The organism is Algoriphagus formosus (genome assembly GCF_002807035.1).
Taxonomy (GTDB): Bacteria; Bacteroidota; Bacteroidia; order Cytophagales; family Cyclobacteriaceae; genus Algoriphagus; species Algoriphagus formosus.
Genome location: NZ_NIUC01000004.1, coordinates 131343 through 150406, shown reverse-complemented (window position 1 = coordinate 150406; position 19064 = coordinate 131343). Strand labels below are relative to the sequence as shown.

Annotated in this window: 13 protein-coding genes and 2 tRNA genes; 3 read left to right on the top strand and 12 right to left on the bottom strand. The window is 42.7% G+C overall.

Annotated elements, in window-relative coordinates:
- The first annotated feature begins 95 nt into the window (after positions 1 to 95).
- Positions 96 to 2732, top strand: coding sequence for a valine--tRNA ligase (locus CDH51_RS18220; RefSeq protein ID WP_100629979.1), 2637 nt, complete (start codon positions 96 to 98; stop codon positions 2730 to 2732).
- 125 nt (positions 2733 to 2857) lie between these two features.
- Here CDH51_RS18220 and CDH51_RS18215 read toward each other — a convergent pair whose 3' ends face one another.
- Positions 2858 to 4006, bottom strand: a complete 1149-nt coding sequence (locus CDH51_RS18215; RefSeq protein ID WP_100629978.1) for a DUF4221 family protein — start codon at positions 4004 to 4006, stop codon at positions 2858 to 2860.
- 169 nt (positions 4007 to 4175) lie between these two features.
- Between CDH51_RS18215 and CDH51_RS18210 the strand changes: the two genes are divergently transcribed.
- The gene (locus CDH51_RS18210; RefSeq protein WP_100629977.1) at positions 4176 to 4700 is read left to right on the top strand and encodes a hypothetical protein; all 525 of its coding nucleotides are present in this window, start codon (positions 4176 to 4178) and stop codon (positions 4698 to 4700) included.
- A gap of 1 nt (position 4701) precedes the next feature.
- Here the strand turns inward: CDH51_RS18210 and CDH51_RS18205 are convergent, their stop codons facing one another.
- The 7 genes from CDH51_RS18205 to CDH51_RS18175 all read right to left on the bottom strand — a co-directional run bounded on the left by CDH51_RS18205 (position 4702) and on the right by CDH51_RS18175 (position 8580).
- The gene (locus tag CDH51_RS18205) at positions 4702 to 5262 is read right to left on the bottom strand and encodes a 1-acyl-sn-glycerol-3-phosphate acyltransferase (RefSeq protein ID WP_026947461.1); all 561 of its coding nucleotides are present in this window, start codon (positions 5260 to 5262) and stop codon (positions 4702 to 4704) included.
- A complete protein-coding gene (locus tag CDH51_RS18200) occupies positions 5259 to 6062 on the bottom strand; it encodes a patatin-like phospholipase family protein (RefSeq protein ID WP_100629976.1) in 804 nt (267 codons plus the stop codon). Before CDH51_RS18200 ends, CDH51_RS18205 begins: the two co-directional genes overlap by 4 nt.
- On the bottom strand, positions 6052 to 6891 hold the full coding sequence (locus CDH51_RS18195; protein ID WP_100629975.1) for an MBL fold metallo-hydrolase: 840 nt from the start codon (positions 6889 to 6891) through the stop codon (positions 6052 to 6054). The genes CDH51_RS18200 and CDH51_RS18195 overlap by 11 nt, the downstream gene beginning before the upstream one ends.
- A 47-nt stretch (positions 6892 to 6938) precedes the next feature.
- Positions 6939 to 7886, bottom strand: coding sequence for an acetyl-CoA carboxylase carboxyltransferase subunit alpha (locus tag CDH51_RS18190; protein WP_024282861.1), 948 nt, complete (start codon positions 7884 to 7886; stop codon positions 6939 to 6941).
- A 214-nt stretch (positions 7887 to 8100) separates the two neighbouring features.
- Entirely contained in the window at positions 8101 to 8358 is a 258-nt protein-coding gene (locus CDH51_RS20455) for a GIY-YIG nuclease family protein (protein ID WP_100629974.1), read from the bottom strand.
- Positions 8359 to 8405: 47 nt separating this feature from the next.
- Positions 8406 to 8479, bottom strand: a tRNA-Asp gene (locus CDH51_RS18180).
- A gap of 27 nt (positions 8480 to 8506) precedes the next feature.
- Positions 8507 to 8580: transfer RNA gene (locus tag CDH51_RS18175), tRNA-Asp, on the bottom strand.
- Positions 8581 to 8821: 241 nt separating this feature from the next.
- Between CDH51_RS18175 and ggt the strand changes: the two genes are divergently transcribed.
- Positions 8822 to 10516, top strand: coding sequence for a gamma-glutamyltransferase (gene ggt, locus CDH51_RS18170; protein WP_100630132.1), 1695 nt, complete (start codon positions 8822 to 8824; stop codon positions 10514 to 10516).
- Between the two features lie 158 nt (positions 10517 to 10674).
- On the opposite strand, the gene CDH51_RS18165 is transcribed toward ggt, so the two are convergent.
- From CDH51_RS18165 to CDH51_RS18150, 4 genes are all read right to left on the bottom strand, one after another.
- Positions 10675 to 11529, bottom strand: a complete 855-nt coding sequence (locus CDH51_RS18165; RefSeq protein ID WP_100629973.1) for a hypothetical protein — start codon at positions 11527 to 11529, stop codon at positions 10675 to 10677.
- A gap of 59 nt (positions 11530 to 11588) precedes the next feature.
- Positions 11589 to 12596, bottom strand: coding sequence for a UDP-glucose 4-epimerase GalE (gene galE / locus CDH51_RS18160; RefSeq protein WP_100629972.1), 1008 nt, complete (start codon positions 12594 to 12596; stop codon positions 11589 to 11591).
- Between the two features lie 61 nt (positions 12597 to 12657).
- A complete protein-coding gene (locus CDH51_RS18155) occupies positions 12658 to 15795 on the bottom strand; it encodes a PKD domain-containing protein (RefSeq protein ID WP_100629971.1) in 3138 nt (1045 codons plus the stop codon).
- 8 nt (positions 15796 to 15803) lie between these two features.
- Positions 15804 to 18893 (bottom strand): PKD domain-containing protein, encoded by a 3090-nt coding sequence (locus CDH51_RS18150; RefSeq protein ID WP_198514349.1) that lies wholly within the window; start codon positions 18891 to 18893, stop codon positions 15804 to 15806.
- Between the last annotated feature and the right edge of the window lie 171 nt (positions 18894 to 19064).

Sequence of the window (19064 nt, the reverse complement as noted above, 5' to 3'; positions counted from 1 at the left end):
TTTTTTCATTTGCACAGATCGGATTTGCTTGAATTTTACCTGCCCAAATCCCTAAAATCCCCTATTTTTGCCCTTTCATAAAATCACCAGCTTTCATGTCCACAATTGCCAGCAAATACGATCCAAGTAACACCGAATCCAAGTGGTATCAGTATTGGATGGAGCACAAACTTTTTGCATCCAAAATTGATCCTAACAAGGAACCCTACACCATCGTCATCCCTCCTCCTAATGTGACTGGCGTATTGCACATGGGGCATATGCTGAACAATACGATTCAGGATGTCTTGATTCGACGTGCCCGCATGCAAGGCAAAAATGCCTGCTGGGTACCGGGTACCGACCATGCCTCGATTGCTACAGAGACTAAGGTAGTCCAGCTCCTAAAAGAAAAAGGGATCGATAAGAAGGACCTTAGCCGTGAGGAATTTCTCAAGCATGCTTGGGAGTGGAAAGAAAAGTACGGAGGAATTATCCTAGAGCAGCTAAAGAAACTGGGAGCTTCCTGTGATTGGGATCGTACTGCCTTTACCATGGATGAAGGCTTGAGCGATGCCGTGATTTCTGTTTTTGTGGATTTGTATAAAAAAGGAAAAATCTACCGTGGCATCCGAATGGTCAACTGGGACCCGAAAGGTCAAACCGCCCTATCGGATGATGAAGTGATCACCAAAGAAATTGCTTCCAAACTCTACTACATTAACTATCAAATCGAAGGAACGGTAGATCAGTTTTTGACCATCGCTACTACTCGTCCAGAAACTATCATGGCCGATGTTGCCATTTGCATCAATCCTAATGACCCTCGATTCACTCATTTGAAAGGTAAAAAGGCCATCGTACCACTGATCAATCGAGCCATACCCATTATTGAAGACGAATACGTAGACATGGAATTTGGGACAGGTTGCCTTAAGGTGACTCCTGCTCATGATATCAATGACTATGAGTTGGGAATCAAGCATAAACTGGAAGTCATCGACATTCTCAATGACAATGGAACCCTTAATGAGAAGGCTCAAATTCTCGTAGGTGAAGACCGATTTATCGCCCGAAAGAAAATCGGAAAGTTGTTAGAGGAAGCCGGTCAGCTTGAAAAAGTCGAAGACTACAAATCTAACGTAGGACATTCCGAAAGAACGGATGCCGTAATCGAACCCAAGCTCTCTTTGCAGTGGTTCCTCAAAATGGATGAAATCACCAAACCAGCTTTCAGCTCGGTAATGGAGGATGTCATCCAACTCCATCCACCCAAATTCAAAAACATGTACCGGGTCTGGATGGAAAATGTCCGGGACTGGTGTATTTCCCGTCAGCTCTGGTGGGGACATCAGATTCCCGCCTACCATCTTCCTAATGGAGACTTTGTGGTTGCCAAAACCAAAGAGGAAGCACTTAAAATTGCCCAAACTGAGCATGATTCCAGCTACACCTTGGATGACCTTAAGCAAGATGAGGATGTATTGGATACTTGGTTTAGCTCTTGGCTGTGGCCGATTTCTGTATTTGACACAGATGTCTTTAACACTGGCAAGCCAAACGAAGAACTGAAATACTACTACCCAACCAATGACCTGGTGACTGCTCCCGAAATTCTATTCTTCTGGGTAGCAAGAATGATCATCGCCGGCTATGAATATATGGGTGAAAAGCCCTTCAAAAATGTGTATCTGACTGGAATCGTACGGGATAAACTGGGCCGAAAAATGTCCAAGTCTCTGGGTAATTCCCCGGATCCACTGGAGCTGATCGCACAGTACGGTGCGGATGGGGTCCGAACAGGGATGCTTTTCTCCTCCCCTGCCGGAAACGATCTTCCCTATGATGACAAGCTAGTAGAGCAGGGAAGAAATTTTGCCAACAAAATCTGGAATGCCTTCCGATTGGTAAAAGGCTGGGAAATTGACTCCAATTTGGACGGTGCGGCCAATACGTCATCAATCCATTGGTTTGAAAATCGCTTCAATCAAGCTTTGTCAGAGATCAATGATCACTTTGAGAAATTCAGAATTTCCGATGCCCTAATGGCTACCTATAAATTGGTATGGGGAGACTTCTGCTCCTGGTATCTGGAGATGATTAAGCCAGAATATAAGAAGCCTATTGATCAGGCGACTTACGATAAGACCATTGAGATTTTCGAGGATATTCTAAAGATTCTTCATCCCTTCATGCCTTTCATTTCGGAGGAAATATGGCATCAGATTCAAGATAGGAAATTGGAAGAATCCTTGATTTTGGCGAAATGGCCCGAAGCAAAACCATTCGACTCTAAAATCACTGAGGAAGCCAACCAAGTATTCGAGGTGGTTTCTCAAGTCAGGAATTTGAGAGCTTCTAAAGGGATGTCTCCCAAAGAAGCTTTGGACCTGACGATCAATACCAAGCAACCGGAATTGTATCAGCGCTTTCAATCCGTACTAGTCAAACTGGCCAATTTATCTTCCTTAAATTTCGCAGCCAAGGTAGAAAATGCAATGAGCTTCGTGGTCAAGGCAGACGAATGCTTCGTTCCCATGGGAGACTCCATCAATGTGGAAGAAGAAAAAGCCACTCTTCAGAAAGAATTGGAGTACACGAAAGGCTTTTTGAACTCGGTGATGAAAAAGCTATCCAATGAGCGCTTTGTAGCCGGAGCACCCGCTCAGGTAGTAGAAAATGAAAAGAAAAAACAGGCGGATGCAGAGGCGAAAATAAAAGCCTTGGAGGAAAGCCTGGCCAAATTAGGTTAATCTTCGAGGTCTTAAAGACCTCGAAGATTTTAAGCAAATATGAAAAAGAAAATCCAGTGCCATCAGGTTCTGGATTTTTTTTAGGATTAATAGATGTCAAATTTAGGATAGGAAACAAGAAAGTTTTACTCCACACTGAGCCTCACAAAACCCAACTCATCATCTACGTTTAAATACATCCAAATCTGACCATCTTTGACAAAGTGTCGCTTGGGTTCTTGGCTTAGCTCTGGAACAAGGGCCTCAGCAAGTAATTCAAGATCGGCATCAAAAACACTAAGATATACATCGGATCTAGTAGGAACATAACTCCCATATTCGTCCTTCTCTTCTCCGAAATAACTTTTCTTAGAAAATCGATAATACTTTTTGCTCGCCTTATCATAGATAAATCCTCCATAGCTGATATCAGACTCTGCCATTTTCCTAATCTCCTCAATCTCGTCTGTTTGCCCATCCACTTCCTTTGGTGGCAAATAACCTCTTTTGCTGCCTAGCAGCGGAGTATCCCAGCCTTTGGTGTATAAGGTATCACGCTTTAAGTCAAAGATCTGTATTTCATTGAGAACGTTGGTAGAAAGAATAATTTTGTCAGAATTGGAAAATGGATAAACTCCGGTACCATAGCTTCCCATCCAATTACCTTCATATAGAATATCGGTATTGTAAACTTGTGTTTTTTCGAAGAACGGAAGCTCGATTTCGGTATAGCTACCTGATTCCAAATCAAAATCCATCAGGAAGTAAGATTTATCCTCCCATTTAATAAAATGACCTAACAAACGATTGGAATCTTCAGGATCTAAGTAAAATCTAGAAGGGTAAATCTCCGATCCTCCTAATACCTCTGGAGCAAGCTTATCTAATTCTAAGTCCCTCACAAGCTTTCCTTCTTGGTCGAAGATTTTATAAAAACCATAATTCCAGATAAAAATATGCTCCTCAGGTGTCAACAAAAATCCGGATATATATTGAGGTATTCCATTTGGTCCTTCTTTTTCGAGAGGAATCAGGTAGTCTAACTTAAGTTCATCCAGATTAATGCGCTCTGCTCCTATTTCTTGCCGATTGAAATTAATCAAATAACCATCTTCAGCATCGAGCTCTGACAAAAAGAGATTGTCTTGTAAATACAAAAACTCCTCTCCCGAATCTACCATTACCGTGTCCAGAGTAACTGTAAAGCTGTCCGAAAGCTCAGATTTTTCCACCTCATTGCCATCACATGAAGCCAAAAACAAGCCTATCAAAAAAACAAATATTCCATTTCGCATAGTCGAAGAGTAAAGGTTTAAAATTAAATCCTTGGTCAACTTACACACTATTCTCTTCTTTTTTGATTTTGAAAAAGGATTTTTTTGTTAAAATATTTAAACAGCAAAGTCCTTTTGAACAGGTATTTATAAAAAATACCATGTAAATTATGATCAAATCTTTTTAACAATGGAAAAACCCAATAACCCAAATTATCACAACGCAGCCAAGGATTTAGCAGGCCTCATTTATGGGGTAGCACTGGATGGAGTGGTCACTAGGAACGAATATGCTGCGCTTAAAGAATGGTGTAATGAGCACGAAGGTCTATGCAGCTATGGACCTTTTGACAAGCTCTATTCTAAAATCAGGCCTCTGATTGATTCCGGCAAAATCTCAGTGGAAGAACTAGATGAAATCGAAGAAACCCTGGATCAATTTCTTGAGAGTATTGGAAGTGAAAAACGAATCGATAAGCCTGATCAGATTTTTATCAATGGGATGTTCAAAGGAATACTTTCCAGCGGTGACATCAACGATCAGGAGGTTTACAAACTCAAAACATTCCTAGAACTTGAAGAGAACAGGAAGATTCGAGAAGAGTACACCGGTCTCTATGAATTGATCAAAAAAGTATGGGCTGATGGTAAAGTTGACGATCAGGAGTTTCGAATTCTCAAGGATTACCTGAATCTACTGATCAAGAGTCACTAGGCTATATTATCCCCTTATCAGGGTGCTTGGGTGTGACAGTTCTACCAAAGGCCTTCAGCTCTTCAACTTGCCCGTCTACGTCTCCATTTGGATAAATCACTGGCCCTATTCCAGCTTCTTTCTTTTTGTAGTCTAGATATCCTACTACTACCGGTACTCCTGCACCTAAAGCAATGTGGTAGAAACCTGTTTTCCATCTCTTGACTGCCTTTCTTGTTCCTTCAGGGGTAACCATGATGACCAAATCGTCTGAATTTTTGAGCATTTGGGTCATGGCTTCGGTGTAGGTTTGCTTCTTTCCACCCGGAATTCGCTTTCGATCAATCGCAATGCCTCCCAAGCCCTTCAAGAGCCAACCTAATGGCCCAACCATAATTTCCTTCTTAATGGTATATTTCACAGGAATATCCATCAAAAAGAAGGCGGCCCTAGCGTACAACAAATCCCAATTGGATGTATGAGGAATAGCGATCAATACAGCCTTCTTTACACCTTCAGGCCAAGCTTTTTTCATTGTCCAGCCTGTAATCCAAAACACAAATCTTGAGAGCAACTTCATCATGCTGATAGGGATTTTTCACCAGAATTTTTCAATTCCAAAATGGAAGGATTTTCTTCGATGTATCGAAGTGTTTCTACATAGCCTGCCTGAAATAAATCGGAAGCTTTTTTGATATCAAAGACACCAAACTTTCCCAGTCCGGGAGCTTCGATGAAATAATCACACTTTGCCTGACGGCTGTACACATTATAATTCATCGACATAATGACCGATCGCTCGATTAGCCTTTTCATGTTTTTGATATCGCTTTCTTCAGGAAGGTGATTGCAGTTGACCCCAATCACAAAATCACATGTCCCATCCAAAGGCTCCACTGGAAGATTATTCAATACTCCCCCATCGATTAGGAATCGGTTTCCGATCACAATTGGCTCAAACATTCCAGGGATACAACTGGAAGCCATTACAGGGGCGATGAGCTCTCCTTCGGAGAAATACACTGCCTTACCCTTTTTGATGTCTGTAGCAGCAACTGTCAGCGGAGTTTTGAGTTGGGAAAAATCATTATGCTTCAAATAAGTTCGAAAAAGACCTTCGATACTACTCATTTTCAGAATACCTTTCCAAGAAATAGCAGGTCGAAGAAACTTAAAATAATTCGTCTCCACGATAATCTTGAGGATTTCCGTAGGTGAATACCCTTCGCAATACATGGCTCCTGCAATTGCCCCTGCTGATGTGCCACTGACATGAGTAGGGAATATCCCTGCTTCATTCAGTCCTTGAAGTACTCCCAAGTGAGAAATTCCACGGACACCCCCTCCGGAAAGGGCAACACCGATTTTCAAATTAGATTTCATCGAGTCGGAAAGTTTGATCTACACGTACCCCTTTTTCAGTACGCTTTAGTGTACAACACTCATTGACTGGGTCATGCTCAAAAAAGAGGATGTAATCATTATCAACTGCCTCCTCGAGGAACCTAGCCTTTTCATCCATGGTCAACAAAGGACGGGTATCGTAGCCCATTACATAGGGAATCGGAATATGTCCTACTGAAGGAAGCAAATCTGCCACAAACACGATAGTTTTTCCCTTGTAACTGAGTTTTGGAAGCATTTGCTTGTCTGTATGACCATCAACAGTGATAAAGTCAAATCCCGGGAAAAGAGTCTTTTCTTTCAAATCCACAAAATCCAGTTGATTTAATTCCTGCATAGGAAGAATATTATCCTTGAGGAAAGAGGCCTTCTCCCGAGGATTAGGCTCAGTTGCCCACTTCCAATGATCTGGATTACTCCAATAGGTTGCCCGAGGAAAAGTCATTTCATACTGGCCATGAGAACCATATTTGACTCCTCCTCCACAGTGGTCAAAGTGCAGGTGTGTCAGAAAATTATCTGTAATCTGATGAAAACCCACTCCTAGGGCTTTTAGGGAATTCTCCAAGGAGTCATCTCCATGCAAGTAGTAGTGAGAGAAAAACTTGGCATCCTGTTTATCACCAATTCCATTGTCAATGAGTACAACACGGTCACCATCCACTACAAGCAAGCAACGCATGGCCCAAGTGCAAAGATTATTTTCGTCAGAAGGATTTGTACGGGACCAGAGAACCTTAGGCACTACACCAAACATAGCCCCTCCGTCCAGTTTGAAAAATCCGGTATTGACAGTGTACAGTTCCATAGTATTTCAAAATAAAATCCCGAACCGGAAAGTTCGGGATGGAAGATTTATTCGACGACCACACCCATCGAGCAAAACTTCTCGATTCGTTGATCGATCCGTTTTTCGGGTTTTTGTTTATCGAGTTCTTTTAAGGTTTTTAAGATAGTGTCTTTGATCGTTTCGGACATGGTTTTCAAGTCGCGATGTGCACCACCTAGGGGCTCAGGAATAATATCATCAATTAATCCATTTCCCTTCATATCGTTTGCAGTAAGCTTCAATGCCTCTGCTGCTTGCTCTTTATAATCCCAAGACCTCCACAAAATAGAAGAGCATGATTCTGGAGAAATAACTGAGTACCAAGTATTTTCTAGCATAAAGACCCGGTCTCCTATGGCGATTCCAAGTGCGCCACCTGATGCACCCTCACCGATAATGATACAAATGACGGGTACTTTCAGCATAAACATCTCCTTGAGATTTCTTGCAATCGCTTCTCCCTGACCTCTTTCTTCAGCCTCAAGTCCTGGAAATGCTCCCGGTGTATCAATTAGCGTAACGATCGGCTTACCAAATTTCTCAGCCATTTTCATTAAGCGTAGTGCCTTTCTGTAACCCTCTGGATTGGCCATCCCAAAGTTTCGTTCCTGTCTTTGCTTGGTATTTCTTCCTTTCTGCTGACCGATAAACATCACCGTCCGGCCATCAATATCTCCCAAACCACCAATCATTGCTTTATCATCTTTGACACTGCGATCTCCATGCAGCTCAATAAAGTCATTGGTGATCTCATAGATATAATCAAGCGCATAAGGTCGGTCGGCGTGGCGACTGAGCTGAACTCGCTGCCATCTAGTCAGATTCTCAAATGTTTCCTTTTTCAAATTTTGGATCTTTTCTTCCAGGGATTCAATATCGGCACTTAAATCGATATTTCTACCCTTGGCCAAATCCTTCATTTCCTGGAGTTTTTGCTCTAAATCAGCAATTGGTTTTTCGAATTCTAATACCATTTGATTGGTTTTTATCAAAAACAAAGATAATGAATATCCTGCAGCGGCAAATTCTTTCATGGAAATTGAAAAGTATCTCACTGAAATACTTTTCAGATAACCTTAGAGTCCTACTTATCGGTTTAAAAAACAAAAAAGCCCCAAATTTTGGGGCTTTGATGCGGAACGGACGGGACTCGAACCCGCGACCTTCCCGATTCTCGGGACAGGCATTCTAAATCGAGGAGTTATTTTGGATAAGTTTTATTAAAAACTGTTTGCTTTTTTGAGCCTTAAGAAACCGCTCTCTTAACAAAGCTTCTTTTTTAGAAGAAAATTTCTCAAAATACTTTAAAGACCAAGGCTGCTTTCTTGCAGTGTATCCTTTATGCGGCCTGTTATGCTTTTCAAGTCGAGAGTATGGATCGGCAGAGCTCCCAATATAAAATGAGCTATCGAGATCAGATTGAATCACATAAACATAATATTCCATAAGCTCTTGAACAAAACAAAAAAGCCCCAGAATTTGGGGCTTTGATGCGGAACGGACGGGACTCGAACCCGCGACCTCCTGCGTGACAGGCAGGCATTCTAACCAGCTGAACTACCGCTCCGGGAAGATTGATCAATAATAAAATATGCGGAACGGACGGGACTCGAACCCGCGACCTCCTGCGTGACAGGCAGGCATTCTAACCAGCTGAACTACCGCTCCAATAACATTTCTTAATCCAGAGTTCTTATAACCTTGGCTTAAAGTGATGCAAATGTATCGCTTTGATTTTTCATTACAAAAACCAATGCAAAAAAAAACACCTGCAATTTGTTATCTCCTTATTTATCAGCAAAATAATTTTCTTCAAAAATACCCTTTGAACTTTTACATCCTTCCATTTACCAGAAAACTATTGGACATACTCTTTCAATCATCTAAACTTGATCTAAATATTCATACTATGAAAAGACTTCTTCTCTTGGCTTTAGGCCTATTGGTATTTTCAAATATTAAAGCCCAAGACCGGGTAAGCGGCAAAAACTTCGCGACGCGTTCAGAAATACTGGCACAAAATGGAATGGTGGCTACCAGCCAGCCCCTAGCCACACAAGCTGCCTTGGATATTCTTAAAAAAGGCGGAAGTGCGGTGGACGCAGCAATTGCAGCCAATGCGATGCTAGGCCTAGTAGAGCCACATGCCTGTGGAATTGGCGGAGATGTATTTGCCATCGTTTGGAATGCCAAAGAGAAAAAGCTCTATGGACTCAATGGAAGCGGCAGGGCACCTGCAAGCCTGACCATGGAAGTCTTCAAAGAAAAAGGCTTACAATATGCTCCCTTCCTTGGACCACTACCCATTTCTGTTCCCGGCGCTGTGGATGGTTGGTTTGAGCTACACGAGAAGTTTGGAAAGCTTAGCATGCAAGAAATCCTTCAACCGGCAATTGATTACGGGAATAAGGGCTTTCCGGTATCCGAGGTGATTGCTTGGCAAATGAATGACGACTGGCCACGAATGCAAGATTTGCCTGGATTTAGAAAGACCTACATGCCCAATGGAAAAACTACACCTCAGAAAGGAGATATATTTAAAAACCCTGACTTGGCAAGGACCTATGACATGATTGCCAAAGGTGGAAGAGAAGCCTTTTATGAAGGAGAAATTGCAAGGATCATCGATCGGTTTATGAAGGATAATGACGGCTATTTGAGCTATGAAGATCTAAAAAATCATACATCTGAATGGGTTGACCCAGTAAGCACTAACTATCGTGGCTATGATGTCTGGGAACTGCCTCCTAACGGTCAAGGAATCGCCGCTCTGCAAATGCTCAATATCCTGGAAGGCTTTGACCTTCAATCCATGGGCTTCGGAAGTGCAGAATATCTCCACGTACTTACAGAAGCTAAAAAACTTGCCTACGAAGACCGGGCAAAATACTACGCTGATCCGGCTTTTAATGAGATCCCTGTTGAATACTTGATTTCGAAGGAGTATGCCGCTGAAAGAAGAAAGCTTATCGACCTTTCAAAAGCTGCCCAAGAATATGCCGCTGGAGATCTGGAAAAAGGAAATACCACCTATTTGACTGTCGCTGATTCAGAGGGTAATATGGTTTCATTTATCCAAAGTATTTATGATGAATTTGGCTCAGGCATGGTTCCTGACGGTCTTGGATTTGTCCTCCAAAATCGAGGTCAAATGTTCAATGTACAAGATCCGGATCATTGGAATTCGCTAGCTCGGGGAAAGCGACCTTTTCACACCATCATTCCTGCTTTCGTGACTAAAGATGGAGAGCCATTTATGAGTTTTGGTCTCATGGGTGGCGCTGTGCAGCCTCAAGGTCATACCCAGATTTTGGTTAATATCATCGATTTCGGAATGAATATTCAGGAAGCAGGAGATGCTCCCCGCATGCGCCATACAGGCTCCTCCCAACCCACCGGATCAAAAATGACTTCTGGGGGCTCGCTTAATTTGGAAAGTGGATTTTCTTATGAAGTGATTCGGAAATTGGAAGAAATGGGCCATCGGGTAGAATTCAGGGTCGGAGCCTTCGGAGGTTATCAGGCCATCAAATTTGATCCCGTTCGAAAAGTTTACTACGGAGCATCCGAATCCAGAAAAGACGGTCAAGCAGCCGGTTATTAACTTTACTGAAGAATTCTGCCTAGAGCCTAGATTACTTTGATCATCGGGCTCGAAGGCGGAAGAGTGAAGGAAGAAGCTTCCAGAATCTGAGCATTCGGCTTGTCCGAAGAGTTAGTCTTTTCTATTTGATTGAAAAGCCAAAAATCAGATTAATTGATTTAGTCCAAAAAAACCTCTTCTTTGTTTTCTGAAAAAGCTAAGTCCAAAATCTGGAAATACAATTCCAAAAAAGGATAGCTCTTAGTTTCAAAATCGACTTCAGATTTGAATTCTTTGTATTTGGATAATATTTCACTTGCATCTAGACGGATTCTAAGATCAATCTCCGCAGGTTCATATCCTTTGGGAACTGCGTATACAAAGTGCCCCTCTTCCATACTGGCTACTGGAATTTGAAAGAAATCCCTTTCTAAAAACTCATTGGTCTGTTCATACGATAATGAAGCATTGACAAAGAAATTCACAGCATGCTCGGGATAGCCAAAAAAATACCCATATGCCTGATATCTCTCGTATTTTTCCCCAAACTCAACTATAGAGAGAATCTGATGGACTGGTGTCTCTGGAAGAATACCTCTTTTTAGAAAAAAAGATGAGAACTCCTTTATCTTTTCTTCAACAGACTCTTGATGGAAAACAAGAATCTGAAAGGTTCGCTTATCCCCATAAATCGATTTGAAAGGAAGAATGATGAATTTTATGTTCTCATTTTCGAGTAGACTCAAGACACTGTGAAAACTACTCAAACTGGCTTCGACAGCTTTTTCATCTAAAAACTCTTGGCTTAAGGTATCGATCTGAAAATCAAATTGTAAGACAGTGCTCATTGGCTTGAGACCACTTGCAACGGTGTAAAGACCTTCATTTTCAAGTATTTCCTTAGCCAGCGAATCCGCAAGAGCCAATTTTGGAACCTGAGCGAAGGAGTTACTTAAAAAAAGTAAAAATGTAATTGACAGAAATAATTGCTTACATCGAGACATCATCTGCAAAGTCAATTGAGTTATCATCATGCAAATTCCTTTCTTCTAAAAATATACCCCTGAGTTTTTTTCTTTATTTAATGAATTGATTACAAGCCTTTTTGCCAGTTCCAACTGTCACGCATGGAATCGGCAAGCGAGTATTTTGGATACCAGCCAAGCACCTCATTGATTTTATGGGTATCAGCCCAGATTTTCACCACATCACCAGGTCTTCTAGGACCGATTTCATAGTTCAGCTTGACATTGGTAACTTCTTCAAAAGTTTTGATGACTTGCAAGACAGTGTCTCCCTTCCCAGTACCCACATTGAACACGTCATAAAAATTGTTCTCTTTTTCATCCAGGTAAGCTAAGGCTTTGACATGGGCATCGGCAAGATCCATCACATGAATGAAGTCTCTTACACAGGAGCCATCAGGCGTATCATAATCATCTCCAAAAACGGTCAGTTTTTCTCGAATCCCGGCTGCTGTTTGCGTCACGAATGGGACAAGATTATTAGGCTTCCCTTGAGGAAGTTCGCCTATTTTTCCGCTTGGATGAGCTCCCACAGGATTGAAATAGCGGAGCGAGATGACTCGAATACCAGGCTTGCTTTTCACAAAATCTACCAACATATCCTCACATACTTTTTTGGTATTTCCGTAAGGACTCTCGGCATCCTTTCGAGGAGTAGCTTCTGTGACAGGAAGGACGTCTGGCTGTCCATATACAGTGCAGGAGGAGGAAAAGACCAAATCTTGGATTTGATGATCCCGCATAAATTCCATAATCTCTATGAGGGAAACCAGATTGTTTCTGTAGTATTTTAAGGGGAGTTCTGTGCTTTCTCCCACTGCTTTGAAAGCTGCAAAATGAATCACGCCACTCAGTTGATGGTCTTTTGCCACCTGATCCAGAAGACTCCTATCTGCACAATCTCCTTGATAGCAGGTAATTGCTTTACCGGTAATTTCTTCCAGTCTGTCCAAAACTTTTTCCTGAGAATTGGAGAAATCATCAATGATGATGGGCTCGAATCCCGAATTGATCAATTCTACTGCTGTATGAGAGCCAATATATCCAGCTCCACCTGTAATTAAAATTTTCTTCATTTTTCAAAAATTGCTTAACAAAAGTATCAAATACTAAGAGAAAGCATGGATAAAAATGTAATTATTGAATCAAAGTAAATGACCCACGAATTTGATCCGTCTGAAGGCCCGACTCTAAAGCATATTCATAATTGAGATAGTAGGTATACACACCTACAGGCATGGATTCGCCTTTGAAAAGCCCATTCCAACCTTCGACGCCGGAATACAGTAATTGTCCCCAGCGATCAAAAATTAACAGTTCGTAAGAGATACTGCAGTTGGAAACTGGCTGGTATGGTCCATCTTGTGGATCAAAACCCGTTGGCATGCGGACTGCCGGGCGAGCATCTGGAACTACACCTACCCCGCTGACTTCACAGCCATTTGCATCTATTACTCTGACACCATACTCTCCCGATGAAAGCGACTCGAGAATATCTGAATTCCCGCCTTGTTCCCAAATTACCTGATAAGGGGCTGTTCCTCCTGTGGGAATCACTCTGATTGCCCCATCTACCCCACCGGGACATCCCGGGCTAAGTTGTTCAAAACTGATTTCCAAAGCTTCTGGAGCTTCCATTATTCCCTGGACTGGGAAGGTACAGCCATTATCATCCTGGACAAGTAAATTGAATTCTCCTTCAGAAATCCCAGAAACAGTTAAAATACCAGAATTCCATTCGCTTTGATTTCCTACAGCAGTAAAAGGTGCCGTCCCTCCTATCATTTCCAAAATGACCTGTCCGTCACCACTGGCCTTGCATAATGGCCTATTTTGGGTAATGGAAAGTAATTCTATGGGAGCGGGATCCTGAATTTCAACTTCAAAAGGGAAATCGCCACAACCTTGTAAATCCCGGACTAAAACCTGATAAACTCCAGCCACTAAGCCTTCAGCTATGGGCTCATTAAGATTCGGATCATGAGACCACTCAAAAGCAAAAAGGCCTGATCCTCCAGAAATATTCAGTTCGATTTGACCATTCTGGTCTCCTGGACAGGAGGGACTAATTGCCGAACCAAGCTCCACCGATAACTCAGGAAATTGATCCACAGTCAACACCTCAGATGTCCCAAAGCATGTACCTCCACCCGGCAATCGCTCCTCGTAAAACAAACTTCTAGTCGGAGCATTTGGATCCCATTCTACTTGAATAGACTCCGAAATCGTATTACCAATGATGCTACCTCCAGTAATAAACCATTCGTACTCTTTTCCTGCTTGTGGAAAAGGAACCACATAATCAAAGGGTCCGGTATTGGTTCCACAAAGACCTAATTGCCCTTCCGGTAAATCAGGAGTAATGGATTCATCCAAAGTTATTTCTAGCTCTAAAGTTTGGCCTTGACAACCATTTTCAGCAACAGGTATTGCTAGAACATAGGCGGCAGGGTTGGCAATACCCCAATCAACTACTATTTCCAGATCATTTACTTCAGTAAAGGTACCTCCTTCTACCTCCCAAATCACATCAAAAACGCCTACTTCATCTTCCAAAAAGTAGCGCACACCCGCCGTCTCTGGACAAAGAGAAGTAGGACCGGAGAGCTCAGCTCCAATATCTTCCACAGTCACCTCAAAATTGAATTCTGTTTCACTGCCGCAAGAGCCGTCTCCTGTGGATGCAAAAACAGTCACTTCATAATCTCCTGGCTCGGTGAAGGTATGATTGACGGCTTTTCCATTCTTCAAACCTGAATCATCTCCAAAGTCCCAGGAAAAATCAACAAAGCGGGAATCGTCCGGGAATATTTCCCATAAACCCTCTTGATCCAAGCAAGCCACCCGATCTCCCACCACTTCAAAATCATAGGTGGTTTCGGTTTCAAACTGTACATTTTCCAAACTAGCCCCTATCGCAAAACCATAGGACTCAATCGATCCGGAGCCATAAACATATCCAATGAAGCCCTCTGGATTTGAAAGCGTATTCACCCCAAAAGGAACTTTGATTCGGGCATAGGAAAAACCGCTATTCAAAACTGGTTGAAATTGATTTCCTACAGCTTGCCCGTTTAAAATGGTTTGATTGACGGCATCGCTTTCTACAAGAATCGTAACGAAATGCTCAATATCTTGATTAAAGCCACCAATTAGCTTTCCGGTGGAAAAGGTAATACTTTCAAGTTGCTGCGAATTGGGACTAAGAAGAAAAAGGGTTGGGTCTCCCAAAGGAGCTACCCCAAACTCATTACAAGCCCCACTTTTTGCAATTACAGCAACCGAGCTGGGCTTTGATGTTTCGATCAGAGCCAATTCATCCTTGCCAAATTCAAAACGGGTAAACTCACGTGCATCAAGGGTAGCTCTTAATACGCCGTTCACACGAATTTCTGTGTCATTCTCAGAAGCCAAAACTTTGACAATTTCTCCCGAAGTCCGACCTGCTAAAGGAACGTGGATATACTCTTTGCCCCAACTTTCGAGTGGGTAAGCTTGCTGAAAAATATGATCTCCACTCGTACCACAATCTCCTGCGCTAGAGGTCTTATTTCCTCCAAATACTGCCAAAAGCTTGCAGGAATCTGAGCTGGCATTTAGTACTCGAACACGAGAGCCTGTCAGATCTCCGTTGGCTTTGATTTGATAGCTTTCGCCTGCATTCAGGGTGAATTGAATGGGTGCTCCTGCTGGAATAGTATTGACAGTTGGTGCTGTAGGAATTACTTCAACTTGCGTATCATTCTCGATGGCTACCACCAGAAGGGTGCTTTCGAAGTTTTGATTACTTCCGGGATCCAAACTCGGATCAACTACATCAAAGTGCGCCATGACCAAATACTCGCTGCTCAGAGCGGTAGTTGGTAGAATAACTGTTCCGTCTGTACTGTATTCTCGTCCATTGATGGCATGTACAGTCAAATCTCCTGAACTAGTAACTTTAAACGGTTTGAAATCTACAGCTCCACTTCCCCGGTGAATAACTCCTTCCCCATCTCCATCAAATTCTCGAATAAGTTGTTCCCCAGGTTCTAAGTCAAAAGTAATGCTTTGGCGGGGAGTCTGAATAGTTCCGGCTGCTTCCTCTACAGCTGTAATGATTACGACTACGCGATCGGGCTGAGAGTTCCGACGATTATTATCCATGAAGCCGATGTAAAACTCCCGACCGATGGTGCTGATTTGAGCATGGGATAAAAATGGCAAAAGTATAAGCAACAAGGCTATCAACCTTTTACCTACACTCATCTTACTCTCCCACACTCGTCTAATCATAGTCAAATTTACCTAACCAAAAGGAAACCACCACGCTTTTCAAGTGTTTGGAGTTGATCCTCAAGAGGGAATAAATAGCGTGCCAAATAGGAGTAATTTCCGGTAGGAGCTTCTTGCCCATTTTCAAGAAAACCATCCCAACCTGTAGACCCTTGATACACTAATTGCCCCCAGCGATTATAGATCCACAGCTCGTAATCTACCTCGCAATTAGAAATACCTTCGAAAACAGAACCATCGCCCGGATTATACCCGGTTGGCATCCTTACCTGCGGGGCAGTCTCTACCACCTCTCCATTCCCCAAACTGACACAACCTTGACTATCGATCACAGATACATTATAGGTTCCTTTTGAGAGACCTGTCAGTAGTTCTCCACTCCCTTGACCGTCCCAGTCATACACATATGGGGCCTGGCCTCCAGCCGGGAAGGCAAATAGTTCTCCATTGCTCCCACCCGGGCAGGCAGGCTTTTCCAACCTTACCTCCACCTTTAGCGCCGGTGGGGAGGTGATTTCAAAGGAAATGGGTAAGACGCAACCATTTGCATCTACAACTTCCCATTCATAAAGTCCTTGTGGTAAATCATTCAATTGAAGATTTCCTGAAAAAGTATTTACCCCTTCATAATCAATAGTATATGGAGATACACCTCCGGTAATACTTAAAGAAATTGAGCCATCAGGTTTTCCAAAACAAGACACACCTACGGGGTTTTGGGACTGAAGCTCAAGAGGTAAGGGTTCAACTATTTCAATATTTTCGATTAATCTTTCACAGCCTAGTTGATCGGTGATCTTCACCGTGTAGGTACCAACTGATAAATTGCCTGCCCGCTCCTGTTTTAGATTGCCGTCATGGGACCATTCAATTTCATAGGGCCCTACTCCTCCTTGGATTTCGAGGTCAATAGCCCCTGTTTCAAAACCCGAACAACTCACCGGAATAAGCTCTTCGATTGAAACCAAAAATTCAGATTCAACTCGCACATCAAAGGTTCCTGATTCACCCTCGCAAAGGGAATCAATTAAACTTCGAACAGTATATGAAACCTCACCTGTAATATCCGGTTGATCCCAACTCACCTCAATTTCAGGACTTCCTTGCCCGCTGATGATTTGTCCTCCTGTCACAGTCCAAGTGTAAGACCTTCCTGTGGGCCCGTTTGGTACGGTGTAGGTTTGTAAAGCATTAGGATCAAAACAAACCTGCTCAGGTCCTTCAGGTAGTATCGCGTCTATTCGTTGATTGATTACAACAGGGTATGTAATTGGCTCTCCGGGACAGCCATTAAGAGAAATAGGCGTCACTGTTAGGCTTGCATTATCATTAGCCACACCCCATCTGATGACAGCAGAAAGATCATTGATTTCCATCAACTCTCCCCCATCGACTTCAAACTCAACCCTTTCTACATTTTCAAAGTTTTCAAAGGTGTAAAGCAGCTCCTCGACTTCGGGGCAGGCCGATTCAGAACCGACTACCTCTCCAGAGGAATCCAATACCGTCACAGTGAAGGTTACTTCCTCTTGTTGATCACAGGAATTAGGACTCAAAGCTGCCAAAACAGTCACTTCATACTCACCAGACTGGGTAAAAGTATGATTTACCTCTTTCCCCTCTTGCAAAGTACTACCATCCCCAAAGTCCCAAACAAAATAGCTGAAATCAGGATTTTCAGAGTTGATGATCCAATCTCCAGGTTGATTCAGACAAGCCACATTTTCTCCTGAGACGTCAAATTCGTAATTCGCCTGAGTCTCGAAGTTTAGATTATCCAAAGCTGCCCCTGCAGCATATCCATAAGACTCCAACTCACCAAAACCATAGGCATATGCGGCAAATCCATCTGGATTCGTCAGGCGATGTACTCCTTGTGAAATATTGATTCTGGCATACAAAAAATTAGGATCTCCTGGCAAGGGAAAGAATCTTCCACCTACATTTTGTCCATCCAATATGGTACCGTCCTGCGTTCCGGCTCGGACAACCACATTTACATAATGATTCACAATGGAAGGCAAGTCCAAAGAGATAAATGTTAATTGCTTCAAAAATTGCTCGCTGGGGCTGTAGGTAATCATAAATGGGTCTCCCGTAGTCGATCCAGGTGCAGTCGGTTCATTACAGGCTTGGCTTTTTGAAAAAACCGAAACTGATGCAGGCTTGCTTGTTTCTATTTTACCATGCTCATTGATCCCAAATTCAAGCGGCAGCCATTCTCCTTGGTCAATAGTCCCTTCCAAGGCCCCGTTTACTCGTACTTCTGTTCCATCTTCAGCAGCTAGAACTTTGACTAGCTCACCCGAAGTCCGGCCTGATAGGGCTACATGCACAAAGGAACTACCCCAGGTGTTGACAGGATAAGCCTGCTGAAAGAGGTGATCATTTGCTTCCCCACAATTCCCAACTGAAGTCCATTTATTTCCACCAAATACAGCGATCTTTTTACATTCATTGGCATCGGCACCAATCACTCGTACCCGAGAACCCGTCAAATCAGCTTTTGCTTTAAGCTGATAGCTTTGTCCACGATTCAGCCGGATGGTATAGGGAGCTCCAGCAGGGCCACCTCCAATATTGCCGACAGAAGGGGTAATTTCTACTTCCGTGTCATTTTCTGTAGCAATGACCAAAAGCGTGCTTTCATCATTGATATTTCCGTTGAAATTGACATTGGCGGTAAGTGTCTCATAGTGGGAGGTGATAAAATAATCTGTACCCAAGGCTGAAACTGGTAAAATGACTGTTCCATCCGCACTTCGAAATCGTTCATTGTAGGCATGGACTGCAATTTTTCCTGTGCTAGAAATATAAATCCCCTTATTCTGGGTGACAGCTGAACTACGGTGTAGCAAATCCAAATCCTCCGAAGGAACCCGAAGTGTGTATTGTTGCCCTGCATTCAAAGAGAAATTGGCCGTCCTGCCAAGATATTCAATACTACCATCCGCATCTTCATTAGCTGTGATGATCAGTACTGCAAAATCTGGCGCACCAGCACCTCCATTACTCGGTGGGATCCGGTTATTGTCCATAAAGCCTACCCAAAACTCCGTTCCAACTGTGGAAACCTGAGCTTTTACAGCATAAGACACAGAAAAAATTAAAAGAAATATAGTGAGTTGGTAAAGTCTTCCCATCCGGCTTCAGCAGCATAAATTCCCGATCAATATAAGCATAGAGACTGAAAAATGTTATCTGCTTCTTGTAAGCACTGAAATGGATTGATTAGCGGAGGAGAATAAATAGTCATGGAAATAATTATT

What these genes read in the sequence shown, in the direction of transcription:
- CDH51_RS18220 (WP_100629979.1), top strand. Translation starts at nt 96, where the DNA reads ATGTCCACAATTGCCAGCAAATACGATCCAAGTAACACCGAATCCAAG.
- CDH51_RS18195 (WP_100629975.1), bottom strand. Translation starts at nt 6,891, where the DNA reads ATGGAACTGTACACTGTCAATACCGGATTTTTCAAACTGGACGGAGGG.
- CDH51_RS18165 (WP_100629973.1), bottom strand. Translation starts at nt 11,529, where the DNA reads ATGATGATAACTCAATTGACTTTGCAGATGATGTCTCGATGTAAGCAA.
- CDH51_RS18190 (WP_024282861.1), bottom strand. Translation starts at nt 7,886, where the DNA reads ATGGTATTAGAATTCGAAAAACCAATTGCTGATTTAGAGCAAAAACTC.
- CDH51_RS18215 (WP_100629978.1), bottom strand. Translation starts at nt 4,006, where the DNA reads ATGCGAAATGGAATATTTGTTTTTTTGATAGGCTTGTTTTTGGCTTCA.
- CDH51_RS18205 (WP_026947461.1), bottom strand. Translation starts at nt 5,262, where the DNA reads ATGATGAAGTTGCTCTCAAGATTTGTGTTTTGGATTACAGGCTGGACA.
- galE (WP_100629972.1), bottom strand. Translation starts at nt 12,596, where the DNA reads ATGAAGAAAATTTTAATTACAGGTGGAGCTGGATATATTGGCTCTCAT.
- CDH51_RS18155 (WP_100629971.1), bottom strand. Translation starts at nt 15,795, where the DNA reads ATGATTAGACGAGTGTGGGAGAGTAAGATGAGTGTAGGTAAAAGGTTG.
- CDH51_RS20455 (WP_100629974.1), bottom strand. Translation starts at nt 8,358, where the DNA reads ATGGAATATTATGTTTATGTGATTCAATCTGATCTCGATAGCTCATTT.
- CDH51_RS18200 (WP_100629976.1), bottom strand. Translation starts at nt 6,062, where the DNA reads ATGAAATCTAATTTGAAAATCGGTGTTGCCCTTTCCGGAGGGGGTGTC.
- CDH51_RS18210 (WP_100629977.1), top strand. Translation starts at nt 4,176, where the DNA reads ATGGAAAAACCCAATAACCCAAATTATCACAACGCAGCCAAGGATTTA.
- ggt (WP_100630132.1), top strand. Translation starts at nt 8,822, where the DNA reads ATGAAAAGACTTCTTCTCTTGGCTTTAGGCCTATTGGTATTTTCAAAT.